The following is a 13864-nucleotide window of genomic DNA, read 5'->3' as shown; positions in this document are numbered from 1 at the left end:
CCCCACCCGGCCTCTTAGCTCCGGCCAGCGGGTCATTGATACTCTGTTCCCCATTGCCAAGGGCGGCACCGCCGCTGTTCCGGGTCCTTTTGGCTCTGGCAAAACGGTGGTGCAGCATCAGTTGGCCAAGTGGTCCGACGTGGACATTGTGGTTTACATCGGCTGCGGCGAGCGGGGCAACGAGATGACCGACGTGCTGCGGGAATTTCCTGAGCTAAACGACCCCCGCACCGGCGAATCCCTGATGAAGCGCACAGTTCTGATTGCCAATACCTCCGATATGCCCGTGGCAGCCCGAGAGGCGTCGGTTTACACCGGTATCACCATTGCCGAGTATTTCCGCGACATGGGCTACGACGTGGCGGTCATCGCTGATTCCACCTCCCGCTGGGCCGAGGCGCTGCGCGAGATGTCCGGACGTCTGGAGGAGATGCCCGGCGAGGAGGGCTATCCTGCATATCTGAGCTCCCGTCTGGCCCAGTTCTACGAGCGGGCAGGCAGCGTGGAGTGCATTGGCTCCAGCGAGCGCCGGGGCAGCCTTACCGCCGTAGGCGCGGTGTCGCCTCCGGGCGGCGACCTGTCCGAGCCGGTGTCGCAGGCTACCATGCGGATTGTCAAGGTCTTCTGGGCATTGGATTCGTCTTTGGCCTACAAACGTCATTTCCCAGCCATTAACTGGCTGAACTCTTACTCGCTGTATTTGGATTCCCTGAAACCATGGTTTGATGAAAATTTGGGCGAGGGCTTCATGAAGGACCGAGGTCAGGTCATGAGCATTCTGCAAAGCGAGGCCAGTCTGAACGAAATTGTCCAGTTGGTGGGCAAGGACGCCCTGTCTGCCAACGACCAGTTGACGCTGGAGACGGCCCGTATGATCCGGGAAGACTTTTTGCAGCAAAACGCTTTTACAGATATCGACGGCTATTCCAGCTACGACCGGCAGAAGAAACTGTTGTATATCATCTTGCGGTACGATCAGCTCTGCCGTGAGGCAATTGCGGGCGGAGCGGATGCAGCGGATCTGTTTACCATCCCGTCCAGAGAGAGCATTGGCCGCGCCAAGAGTGTGCCTGCAGAGGAATACGAGGCGACATACGCTGCCATGGAAGAGGCCATGACACAGGAAATCGCGGCGATTGCCGCCCAGGGAGGTGAGGACTGATGATTAAGGAATACCGCACCGTAGAACAGATTGTCAGCCCCCTGATGATGGTTCGGCAGGTAGAGGGCGTCACCTATGACGAGCTGGTGGAGGTGGAGCTGCAAAACGGCTCTGTCCGCCAGGGGAAGGTGCTGGAAGTCAACGGCGATACCGCGGTGGTTCAGCTGTTCGACTCTGCTGCGGGTATCAATCTGGCGCAATCCAAGGTCCGCTTTCTGGGCCACCCGCTGCGTCTGGGCGTTTCTGCCGACATGCTGGGCCGTGTGTTCAACGGTATGGGTGAGCCCATCGACGGCGGCCCCGCCATTCTGGCGGAGGAGTACCGTGATATCAACGGCCTGCCCATGAACCCCGCTGCTCGGGACTATCCCAACGAATTTATTCAGACCGGTGTGTCCACTATCGACGGACTAAACACGCTGGTCCGCGGGCAGAAACTGCCCATTTTCTCCGGCTCCGGCCTGCCCCACGCGAATCTGGCGGCGCAGATTGCCCGTCAGGCAAGAGTGCGGGGCGACGAGGCTTCCAACTTCGCGGTGGTGTTTGCCGCCATCGGCATCACCTTTGAGGAGTCGGAGTTCTTTGTCAGTGAGTTTAAGCGCACCGGCGCCATTGACCGGACGGTGCTGTTTTCAAACCTTGCAAACGACCCTGCTGTGGAGCGTATTTCTACGCCCCGTATGGCCCTGACCGCCGCGGAGTATCTGGCCTTTGAAAAGGATATGCACGTGCTGGTCATCCTGACGGATATCACCAACTATGCAGAGGCGCTGCGCGAAGTTTCCGCCGCAAAGAAGGAGGTTCCCGGCCGCCGGGGTTTCCCCGGCTATCTGTACACCGACCTTGCAACCATGTACGAGCGGGCCGGTCGTCAATTGGGAAAGAAGGGCTCTATCACGCTGATCCCCATTTTGACCATGCCCGAAGACGACAAGACCCACCCCATCCCTGACCTGACGGGGTATATCACCGAGGGGCAGATCATTCTGGCCCGGGAGCTGTACCGCAAGAACATCCATCCTCCTGTGGACGTGTTGCCCTCGCTTTCCCGTCTGAAGGACAAGGGTATCGGCGAGGGGAAAACCCGGGAAGACCACGCCAGCACCATGAACCAGCTTTTTGCTGCCTATTCTACCGGCAAAGACAACAAAGAGCTGATGAGCATTCTGGGCGAGGCCGCCCTGACGCCCACAGATTTGCTGTATGCAAAATTTGCGGACGAATTTGAACGGCGGTACGTGAATCAGGGCTATGACGAAAACCGCTCCATAGAAGAAACGTTGGATCTGGGATGGGAACTGTTGAGTATCCTGCCCAAAAGCGAGCTGAAGCGGATTAAGCCAGAGCTGATTGACAAATATTGGCCCAAAAAGGACGAACAGTAAGGAGGGGGGACCATGCCAAAGCTCAATGTGAACCCCACCCGCATGGAGCTGACCCGGCTGAAGGGAAAACTCCGTACCGCCCAACGGGGCCACAAGCTTCTCAAGGATAAGCGGGATGAGCTGATGAAACAGTTTCTGGAAACGGTCCGGGAGGTGCGTGCCCTTCGGGCAGAGGTGGAAGAGGAGCTGATGACCGTCCACGCTTCGTTTACCGTGGCGTCGGCGCTCATGTCCTCCGAGGCGATGGAGCAGGCGTTGCTGTATCCTAAGCAGAGCGTGGAATTGACCATGGGCTTTCAGAACGTCATGTCCGTCAATGTGCCGGTCTACGACTTCAAGACAAAAACCCAGTTGGACAGCGACATTTACCCTTACGGCTTTGCCGGAACCTCCGGAGAGCTGGACACAGCCGTGGATGCGCTGGGACGGGTATTCCGCAAGATGCTGAAACTGGCGCAGATTGAAAAATCCGCCCAGCTCATGGCGGAAGAAATTGAGAAAACCCGCCGCCGCGTCAACGCGCTGGAGTACGTGATGATTCCCAATACGCAGGAAACCATCCGGTTTATTAATATGAAGCTGGATGAAAACGACCGCGCCACCACCATCCGTCTCATGAAGGTGAAGGATATGATCCTGAAGGAGGCGCTGGAGGAAAAGCGGCAGCAGGATGCAAATGCTATCAAGGATTTCAAGGGTTAAGGCAGACTGCTGAATCTGGAATAACCTATAAATTGACCAATTCTACGTACAAATAAATAAACCAAGGCGGTATTCCCTAATACAAAAAGGGAATACCGCCTTGGTTTTTGATTTTTTGACTTTGACCGCAGGGGAAACGAGGAGGGATAACACATACAATAAAAGTCGAAATTGTTGATTGTTTGGTAAATTGTGGTATGCTATATAAATAAAGCGCTTGGATTTTTTTAGCAGTGTCAATAGTGTATAATAGCAATAATGAGCAATTCGATATAAAAGTGGAGGGCATCAAAATGTCAGTAGAGATTGAAGGAGTAAAGGGATATGAATACCAGTATATGGCAACCGTATACATTTCTCTCTTATATATTGACAAGGAATCGGTAGAAATCTATGTTGAAGATACTGAAGATGCAAAAGTTAATTTTCAAGAGGATGGCAGCAAAATAAAACTATATATTCAAGCCAAAAAACATAATGCGAGCATTTCTTTTGAGGATGTGTGCTTATGGCTAGGACATTTCGGAGAACATCAATCAAATAATTTTTTATTATCACGGGTTGCTGAAGAGAATTGCTATGCAGTGTTTTTTTCTAATGGTCGATGTGAAGATAAGGCATCAAAGTTTATTTGCAATCAGGACTTTGAGTCTGGAAACAATAGTTCCTTTAATAGTCAGTATGTAGAGGATTTCAAGTATTTCCTTTCAAATCAATATAAAGATGATACCTCTCTAAGCGCTGAAAGAAAGAAATGTATCGATAATTTTCTAGAGGCTTATTCAAATTACCATATAAAATCTTTGCTGAATAAGGTTTGCTTATCAGAACAAATATCGTTTGATACTTTGCGGTATAAAACTGCTGAACTTCTCAACAAAAAATTTGTTGTGAGAGCAGTATCAATTAATCATGTTATTAAACTATTAGATGAATGCGTAAGAAAAGGCAGAGATACAAGTAAAGACATTGTTCCTGGCATTAGAGCGATACTCAGTAACTTTTCGCAGAAAATTCTGCCAGACAGTTTGGACTATATTGAAGTTCCAAACCAAAAAAAATATGAATCACTCTTAAAGAAAAACAATGCTTTGTTATTGACCGGCGTCCCCTTTAGCGGGAAAACTTCTCTTGCTAAGGCAATAGCTCAAAGCTTTGCTCAGCAAGGTTATGAAGTAAAGCAAACTAGCGAATTGGACGGAGATAATGGGGCCCTGTCTTTTCTTAATAGCTATACTGATGATAAACGGCTGATGATATTGGAAGACCCCTTTGGTTCAGTGCAATTAAAACAGGATAAAGTTGAATGCGTGCAGAAAATCCGTAAGTTAATTATGGAAAAAATATCTTTTGACAGAAAAATTATTATAACAACAAGAAAGGATATTCTTTTAGCTGCTTTTGACGTGATGACAGTTGATGATTGCTCTATAGATAATAACCGTTGGATTGATCTAACAATTAATAATATTGATTTTGCACATGCTTTTTGGAACAAATTGTATGGATGTGAAATAGAAAGTTCAAAATATTTTGAAAAAATTAAAAATTGGATAGAAGCAAAAGAAGCCGGAGTCTTTTTAGAAATAGGAGAAATTAGTAATCTAAAAAAGTTACATCCATCTATCGATGAATTAAAAAAGCTAAGTATTGATATAGTAATTATCAATGCGCGTATAAGCTCAAAAATTATTATGGATAAAGTGAAAATGGGTGGGGCCGATTCAGTAAAAGCATTTTTGTCTTTAGGATTTTGCTGTAATACAATAAAATCTGTGTTTCTTGACGATTTATCATATGTGCTCTCTAGTGATAAAGAAACCCCTGCCCTTATACAGCGAAGAAAGGATTCTGTAAGATGTATTTCTACGGGAGGTGGAATCACTACAGTTCCTCGTTTTCCTCAATATATCCAAAAGTATAAGATTGATCCAAATATATTAAGATGGTTGCAACAATTTGAAAAGCAAGGATATATTTTTAGAAATAAATTATCAAAGGAAATTTATTTCGCTCATCCAATTTTTTGCTTTGCGAGCAAACTATTACTTTTAGATGAATTAAAGAATCAATGGGAATGTGATGAAGCAATATTGCTGGGAACGCATGCTATAGGTGCATTAAACAAAAATGTAAATCTGTGTGCACTAGATATGCTTTGGTATTGTGTTGAAAACAAATGTAATTACCAGGAAAATATTTTGTCAATCATACTGAATTCTTTGAATTCTATATTTCCAGCAACTAAAGACAAAGCCGTTATTTTATTGGAAAAGTGTTTTCAAGAGCTACACTCTGAACAGCAAGATATTTTGGTAAAAGCCATCAAAGATTACAAATTCGACAAATATCTTCTCTGGAATAATAATGAACCATTTATAAATCAAAACGATCAAATAGAATTAGAATGGAGCTTTGAATCCATATTTGGAACGGAATGCTCAATTGGTATCGAAGAAATTAAAAAGATTAAGAGTAAACAGCAAACGTCACCTCAATTAGTATATGAGGTATTAAATTCTAAGATCGCAGATGATTTACCACTTGGTTTTTTAAATATTTCACTGATGTATGATGAAAGCATTATTAGAGAAAAAGCAATATATTTAATTTTTAAGAATTACGGAGATCACGTGAATAATATAAGTAGTAAATACTTGAGTGACTTTGACAATTGCAATGTTATTTTTGCGTTATTTAGAGGAGCATTAGAATCTTGGTTTACTTATACAAAACAAGATAGACATATAATTATGGACTATTTCCTATTACATTTGCAAAGAGTCTCAGTAGCAATGCACGCAAAGCGTTTTTTGGAAACATTTGGGGACAGTTATCATGCTCAAAGCCTAAACTGGAAGAACTATACTGAGGAGCAAACTAATGAACTCTGGAAGGTGTGGTGTGTCGTATTTACCAAGTTCTTATTGAAGTTTCCTCCTCAATATATAAATATGGATGAAGCACACATGCAACATACAATGGGGCAAGTCGTAAAATACATTAATGATCAAGACCAAGGCCTTTTATTGAATTTGTTTTCTGCGTGGAATACTTGGCTCAATAAATGCCGATGCCCTAATGATTATGGGATGTGTGTGATGGAATACCTACTTAAATATATCCCAGCAATGTCAATTGGACGGGAACAGTTGTTTTGTGAAATGCTGACAATTGAAAATACAAGCATCATTACTTCTCATATTAAATATGTAATTGACAATTGGGAATGCACTACACAGCGTGAAAAGCAAAAAGTCAATGAATTATTTTCATCCAACCGCTATGATTTGATTTGGATTACAGCGGTAGTATTAACTCGTAGATCTGTTCCTGTAGAAATTCAAAATTGGATATTTAAGGACAATATATTTTGTAAATCGATAAGTGAATTTGTAAAAATATTACGAGATTTTCATCTTTTAGAATACTGCTTAAATGTTTACTGCGGATATCCACAGCCATTATGTTGGAATGGGTATCATCACAGTAACATTAAAGTTTGGGATGCGGTTATTGGGGAAGTTTTAAGGGAAGACATACTTAATCAATCTTTTGAAATTGCTTTGAGAGAGTTTATAGATTGTGAGTATAATTATGAGCGTCGATTTACTAAATCAAGTAGTGAAATATGGAATAGTCTTTTGCCCAATCCACGTAAGAGAGAACGTGCCTTCTCTTGGTTAATTAAAGTTTCGTCTACTCAAACTCAAACAAATAAAGCTCTTTGGGATAAATATTTTGATTCTTGTTGCAACGATGAAAAAGAAGCGGCATATATCAAAATTGCTAATTTTATTGAAGCCTTAGAGTACAATCAAGATGGTGACGCTGGAATTTTGAACCTATTTGAAAAGGCTTCTATTTTTGAACATATTTATCCCCTGTTAGAAAGCGACATGGTGATTAAAAACTTATGCGAACTGGCATTGACATTGCATTATAGAACAAGAAAATTTATAGAAGAATCAATCAGACAAGAAGAACTGCAAAAAGATCGCGACATGTTTGAAATGGGGATAAGGGTTTTGTACGATAAAAATCCACCTCGAATGCAATTAACAAACGTAATTGTAAAAAGCACAGCGGAAAAAATTCAGTTGTCATCAAAATCTTTAAATGATATTTTGGAAAAAAGAAGATGCGATTTGATTGATGCGGCAAATGAAAAGGAGAAACAGTTAGACGACCATTATGAGTTAAAAAATTGGAATTCGTAAAATGTTTTTTATTATTGATATCACTTACTATGAACTGCTAGTTATGTTTAATAGCCATGATGTTTAGTTGAACATCATGGCTAAGGGGTTGGCGTTGACGGCAGCATGAAGCTGGCTGTCATCGATGTGGGTATAAATTTCTGTTGTGGCAATGCTTTCGTGCCCGAGAATTTGCTGCAGTGATCTAATATCCACATGCCCATACTTGTACATAAGAGTTGCAAATGTGTGACGGAGCTTGTGTGTGGACAAGCCTTCTGGGTTGATGCCTGAAGCCACAATGTGATTCTTTACGACATTTTGAATTGACCGCGTAGTGAGTCGCTGATGGTTCCGAGAAATGAATAGTGCGTTAGTATCTACGCTCATTAACTGACGAATAGGGAGCCATTTTGAAAGCGCTTGTTTCACTGCCGGCGTCATATAGATTTTCCGTTCTTTATTGCCCTTTCCGATGACAGTCAGCACATCGCTATTAACTTGTTCGACATTAAGCGCTGCCAATTCAGAAAGTCGTAAAGCGCAGTTTAAGAAAATAGTGATGATACAGTTATCTCGCACAGAGCTGGAACTGGACTCAATCAATAGTCGCACCGACTCTTCTAAAGTCATACAGCGAACGATGCGCTTGGGTAGCTTTGGTGTTTCCAATTCTTCGGCAATGTTAGTATCTATGATATGTGCCTTGAATTTAAGATACTTCCAAAATTGCCGGATTGAGACGATCTTTCTGCATCGTGTGCCAGGCGAATTATGGAGTATTTCCTGATGATATGCAATGAAGCCGTACATGTCTTTTAATTGGATGGATTGAATAAAATCCGCATCCGCGAACTGACAACAGGCGCCAGTAATACCCCTTTGAACTGCAACATACCGAAAGAATTGAAGCAAATCCATTCTGTACTCGAGAATTGTATTTTGACTGCGCCCCTTGATTGTAAGGAGATAAGCCAGGTATTGCTCCAGAATGGGACAAGTTTTATTGGACTGCATATTATCACCCCTATGCGAAGTATTGACAGGGGTAAGCAAGTACATACAGATGATAGCAATTATAGGAAGTTCGGTAATTTATCTATATGTTTTAAATGATGATGCTAATATGTAGGGAGAAAAGCATGGCTGATGAGAATCTTCATAGTATAAACAAATTGCAATCTGATATAAAAACGGCCAAAGTATTTTCATGGTTATTGCCCCAAAAGCAGCGTGCCGAAATGAAAGAAATAGAGGAACAACTTTCGCATATGACATATCTCGTTGACTCGTTTAACCAAATTTTTTCTGATGCTGGATGGTGCTCCTATGATTCTATGAATATGACATTGATGGAGAAAGCGATAAAAGCATACAAATCTGATGGAATTGAAGCCGGAGAAAGGGTGCTCATCGAATATTATAAAACTGATGTAAAGGATATCATACATTGGCTTAAGAATAAATCAAAGGCATTTATGCAGCGCTATTTGCTAATTCAAAAGGCGTTTAATGACCATTTTGCAGAACGCTATTATGCCAGTGTCCCATTATTTCTTATAATAATCGATGGGGCTGTTAACGATTATACTAAAAGCAAGGGGTTCTTTGCTGAGGATACCGATGTTACTGCTTGGGACTGCTTAGTCGGATGTAGTGATGGCGTTACCAAATTAAAGGATATATTTAATAAAGGCAGAAACAAAACAACTATAGAAGAAATAAAATTGCCATATAGAAACGGAATATTACATGGGCGTGATCTTAACTACGGAAACGAGTATGTATCGTGTAAGTGTGTTGCCCTCATGTTCGCATTAGCAGATTGGATGAGTCTTAAAGATAGCGAGGAACAAAGAAGAGCCCAGTATGATAAAGCATTGAATCCGCCCCCAATAGTCGAATCGATAAAAAAGATGAAGCAAAATGCTATTGACCGAAAAGAGATTGAGAAGTGGCAAAAGCGAAATGTAATAGTTGGCGTTAATATACCCCCAGCGCCGTGCATTGACGAATGTTCTGAATACCCCTATCTTATTCCCCTTATTCAAGGGTTCAATGCGTGGAATAACAAAAATTATGGAGAACTATCTTCAAAATTTCAAAACATTTTTTCGCACGGTATTTCGGACGGAAAGCGAGCAGGAGAATGCAGAGAAATGTTCGCTTCAAAGGAATTTATATCGTTTGAAATAAAAGAAATTGAAGAAAGAGCCTGCGCCCTAACGAGAACATTGGCACAAGTGCAATGGAAGGTCAAAGAAAAGATGTTTTCTGAACCATTGGAATTTGGATGTGTATATCAAGATAAGAGTGGTCATCCCGCATTACCCTGGCGCGGTGAGGGTGAATGGATTTTAATTCCCTGGAAGATTCAAGGACTATATAAATTATAATCTAGGCCCTCTATTATACTTATAGGCGGGACAAGCGATTGTAGCAAAATGCGAAGTTCGGCCCGCGGCATGTCATAGCAATTATACGCAGTTCTCCCAGCGGTAAGTTTATACCAATAATGTGCAATTAATAGTAATATTTGGATATTATTGATGATAGATAGTGAGGGGCATTATGGAGACGATAACTACTCAGAGTAGAGGGTATGGATTTGTGGAAGTTAATCAGGAATTCTTTCTTGATGAAACACCAAGGACAAAAACCGTGTTTAAGGCGGCAATGCACTCAGGCGGAATCCGTGGGGATATTATACGATATCGCGAAAAGATGCCAACGGAGATTGTGAAGAGCTTGTACCAGTTAATTTCAACTCTCTTCATGAGGATGAGGGAATTAAAATTACGTTACCCACCGAAGCAACCCGCAAACTTTATCAGAGCTTAGAGGAATTAAGACTAGTGCTCGAGGAGCAAGGCATCCGTTACGGAGAGCATAGCTTTACAATTGCTGATGCTAATGCCTTAATTATTAACGAACAGAATAAAGCGGGTATAATTCGAAAATTACTAGAAGCGGATCTCGGAGAGGAAGTATGGCAGCAACTTGTTCAGGATAATCCAGATATTGCAACCAGACTAGCCTACTCCAAATTGCATGAAGATAGAACTTCCGTGCTTCACGAGTTTAAGCACAAGTTAGAAGATAGAGATCTTTCAGAAAGCGACTGGCAAGGATTTTTTGAAAATAATACGTGGATATTCGGATATGGACTACGTTATCAGATATTGCGTAATGTACAAAATCAACCTGACTATGGCGGTAGAAATATTACTGGGACAGGTGGCCAGCGCGGCGATTTTCTGACTGCAACAGAGGCTGAAACTAAGTTCACTTGCCTTGTCGAAATCAAAAAGCCAACCAGCCCCCTTGTTCAGAGAACAGCATATAGAAATGGCGTATGGGGAGCCAGCGGCGAATTGTCAGGTGCTATTTCACAGATTCAAGTTAACTGCTCTCAATGGGAAATATACGGAGCACGAACAGAACAAAATCGAGAGCATTTAGCAGGAATTAATACTGTATTACCCAAAGGAATCGTTATTATCGGGAATACAGTCGAGTTAAATGATTGGAATAAGCGCAATTCTTTTGAGCGTTTCCGCGGCGAGATACACAACCCGGAGATTGTGACATATGATGAATTATATGAAAGGGCCAAATACATCATTGAAGGACAAGCACCTCGGGTTTTTGCTGAGATAGATGACGACTTACCATTTTAAAGATTCCCTAATTCATTTATGATTATTTATGACGGACAAGCTAGTTGTGGCAATTAGACGAAGTTAATTCTTGAACAGACGGGAATTATTTGCTTAAGGAGAAAGTTGGATGGAATATATTATCCCTGAATTGAGTACATCAAAAGCACTTCAATTTTCTGCTGATATTAATACCATAGATTTTTCTGATATAGACCAAATGACTTTCATTGCAAATATGAAATGGGTACGGCCATTTGGAATGTTATTAGCTTCGAATGCAATAAAGCAGTTACGAAATAGCTATCCAGATGTACCTTTCCATATGCATTGTTCAATAAATAGAGATGGCATTTCTTATGCGGGACATATGGGCTTTTTTAAAGCTATTTCAGAATCCATACCTGTTGGAAACAGTCCAGGAGAAGCAATGGGTAACGATAATTATTTGCCAATTACAGAATTAAATCTTTACAAGCTTCATGCAGATGATATGGCTGCCGGTATCCACGGAACTATCGGGGATACAATTGAAAGGAAATCTTCTGAACTTGCCAAAATAATAAGTAGAAACGATGCTGAGATGCTGGCCCTTATGACTTATCTTATCAGGGAGATACTTCGTAACATACCCGAACATTCAAATAGTTCTAATGCATGGATCTGCGGCCAATATTGGAGTGACCATACTGCTGAAATTGCGATAGTAGATGAAGGAATAGGAATAAGACAAAGCCTCCAGAAAAACGCTGTCCACAGGCAGTACGTTGTCGATAATGAAACTGCCTTACGTTGCTCGATTAAAGCAGGAATATCGCAGGCATTTAATCCCTCACGTGGCAACAAGTCATATAATGAGTGGTCAAATTCTGGATATGGTCTATACATGGCGAGTGAAATTTGCAAAAAACTCCAAGGTTCTTTCTGCATAGCCTCAGGCAATAGCTTTCTGAATATATGCCAAGACGGCAAGATAGACTCTGGTAAAACGCACTTCAAAGGTACAGCAATAAAAATGAATTTCTCAACGAGCAGATTAAGTACTAGTAATGATATTATTCGTGAAATTGCAAGTGAAGGCGAACTTGAAGCTCGAACAATTAAGAATGCCTTTAAGAAGGCGTCACACCCATCCAAAGGTTTGATATTAGAACTGTAAGGCTTTATTCACAAAATGAATTTCATGGGCTATTCTGGTTAGCCAGTAATTCATATTAATGAGCGAAAATTTTAAGGGTTTCAGGTCAATGGGAAGGAATAAGGTGCCAATTGATAATCTTGTTACAGAAGAAATATTTACTGATTCAGATAAATTAATATCTTATCTCACTCAATTAGCTGTAAACAAAAATAATATCTTCCGTGGATATGGAAAGCAGAGCGAGTAATGACCAAATACACATTAGGACATTACCATATTTTGATGATACTATATTTCAATCGAACTCTTTCACAACTCAAAGCAGTAGGATGATATTTCTACTCAAAAGGATTATCCGTGGCCTGGGTGAAGAAGTGGACGAAAACCAAGCTGGTGAAAAAGCTATTATAAACTATTTTAAAAAAATTTATTGTGAGGACCATCCTGAAGAATGTGCGGTTGATGTTCCTAGCTTTAGAAAATACCTTAACGAAGAAATCACTAAATTTGAAAATCAAAGAATTCTTTTTGTGAGTGCGAACCAATGCAATCAAAGAATTATTATGCAACAGGGTTTATTTATGTTCCCATATGACTTAACCCCCGATAATCATATTAGAGTTATTAAAAAAAATACAAATGTAATTTAGATTCAAAAAGACATACGTGATGAAATGCTAAAATACTTAGATACCATTGGAATAAACGCATTTAGATTAATGCCCGATTTACAGAATGTTTGTTATGCTATAAAGCGCAAGATAACAGAAGAGCGTCAGGCGAAAAGCCCTTTGTTTAAAAGAATTCCCATAAAAAAAGCTGACTTAAATGAAATTCATGTTCTTTTAAAAGCGGCATTTGAACGTTATAAAAGAGAGGATGGGTTTGCAAATATTGCGCCAGTTGGAACTTATATAAAAAAAGAAATATCTAATTTCAACCCACAAGCTTATGGATTTTCAAAACTCTCTGATTTGATTGCTAATTTTCCAGAGAAATATGAAATGATGAAAGATGACGGACGCGGTCCAGTTCCAATTGCAGTTTATAAATGTATCTAAATCGTGAAGTTGGATTGCGCATTATGTTTAATAGCCATGATGTTCAATTGAACATCATGGCTAAGGGATTAGCGTTGACGGCAGCATGGAGCTGGTTGTCATCGACATGGGTATAGATTTCTGTTGCGGCAATGCTTTCATGCCCGAGAATTTGCTGCAGTAATCTAATATCCACATGCCCATACTTGTACATAAGAGTTGCAAATGTGTGACGGAGCTTGTGTGTGGACAAGCCTTCTGGGTTGATGCCTGAAGCCACAATGTGATTCTTTACGACATTTTGAATTGACCGCGTAGTGAGTCGCTGATGGTTCCGAGAAATGAATAGTGCGTTAGTATCTACGCTCATTAACTGACGAATAGGGAGCCATTTTGAAAGCGCTTGTTTCACTGCCGGCGTCATATAGATTTTCCGTTCTTTATTGCCCTTTCCGATGACAGTCAGCACATCGCTATTAACTTGTTCGACATTAAGCGCTGCCAATTCAGAAAGTCGTAAAGCGCAGTTTAAGAAAATAGTGATGATACAGTTATCTCGCACAGAGCTGGAACTGG

General features: G+C 41.5%; 11 protein-coding genes. 9 read left to right on the top strand and 2 right to left on the bottom strand.

The genetic code is table 11. The features are described from left to right. From RT018_RS14580 to RT018_RS14565, 4 genes are all read left to right on the top strand, one after another. On the top strand, positions 1-1162 hold a 1162-nt coding region (locus RT018_RS14580), incomplete at its 5' end, for a V-type ATP synthase subunit A (protein WP_312943059.1). Further along, positions 1162-2547 (top strand): V-type ATP synthase subunit B, encoded by a 1386-nt coding sequence (locus RT018_RS14575; protein WP_312943058.1) that lies wholly within the window; start codon positions 1162-1164, stop codon positions 2545-2547. The genes RT018_RS14580 and RT018_RS14575, both read left to right, overlap by 1 nt. A gap of 12 nt (positions 2548-2559) precedes the next feature. Continuing rightward, the gene (locus RT018_RS14570; protein WP_312943057.1) at positions 2560-3249 is read left to right on the top strand and encodes a V-type ATP synthase subunit D; all 690 of its coding nucleotides are present in this window, start codon (positions 2560-2562) and stop codon (positions 3247-3249) included. A gap of 293 nt (positions 3250-3542) precedes the next feature. Next, entirely contained in the window at positions 3543-7469 is a 3927-nt protein-coding gene (locus RT018_RS14565; RefSeq protein WP_312943056.1) for a hypothetical protein, read from the top strand. A 63-nt stretch (positions 7470-7532) separates the two neighbouring features. On the opposite strand, the gene RT018_RS14560 is transcribed toward RT018_RS14565, so the two are convergent. After that, positions 7533-8465 (bottom strand): tyrosine recombinase XerC, encoded by a 933-nt coding sequence (locus tag RT018_RS14560; protein ID WP_312943055.1) that lies wholly within the window; start codon positions 8463-8465, stop codon positions 7533-7535. Positions 8466-8590: 125 nt separating this feature from the next. Here RT018_RS14560 and RT018_RS14555 point away from each other — a divergent pair, with 125 nt between their 5' ends. The 5 genes from RT018_RS14555 to RT018_RS14535 all read left to right on the top strand — a co-directional run bounded on the left by RT018_RS14555 (position 8591) and on the right by RT018_RS14535 (position 13309). Then, positions 8591-9844 (top strand): hypothetical protein, encoded by a 1254-nt coding sequence (locus tag RT018_RS14555; protein WP_312943054.1) that lies wholly within the window; start codon positions 8591-8593, stop codon positions 9842-9844. A gap of 459 nt (positions 9845-10303) precedes the next feature. Next, a complete protein-coding gene (locus tag RT018_RS14550; protein WP_312943053.1) occupies positions 10304-11128 on the top strand; it encodes a Shedu immune nuclease family protein in 825 nt (274 codons plus the stop codon). Positions 11129-11237: 109 nt separating this feature from the next. Then, positions 11238-12266, top strand: a complete 1029-nt coding sequence (locus tag RT018_RS14545) for a hypothetical protein (protein WP_312943052.1) — start codon at positions 11238-11240, stop codon at positions 12264-12266. Between the two features lie 356 nt (positions 12267-12622). Next, positions 12623-12898, top strand: a complete 276-nt coding sequence (locus tag RT018_RS14540) for a hypothetical protein (protein ID WP_312943051.1) — start codon at positions 12623-12625, stop codon at positions 12896-12898. Positions 12899-12922: 24 nt separating this feature from the next. After that, complete coding sequence (locus tag RT018_RS14535; RefSeq protein ID WP_312943050.1) at positions 12923-13309, top strand: OST-HTH/LOTUS domain-containing protein; 387 nt, start codon at positions 12923-12925, stop codon at positions 13307-13309. Between the two features lie 43 nt (positions 13310-13352). On the opposite strand, the gene RT018_RS14530 is transcribed toward RT018_RS14535, so the two are convergent. Further along, on the bottom strand, positions 13353-13864 hold a 512-nt coding region (locus RT018_RS14530), incomplete at its 5' end, for a tyrosine-type recombinase/integrase (RefSeq protein WP_312943049.1).

The sequence above is a fragment of the Oscillibacter sp. genome (assembly GCF_032060045.1).
Taxonomy (GTDB): Bacteria; Bacillota; Clostridia; order Oscillospirales; family Oscillospiraceae; genus Oscillibacter.
This window is presented reverse-complemented; position numbering and strand designations above follow the sequence as displayed.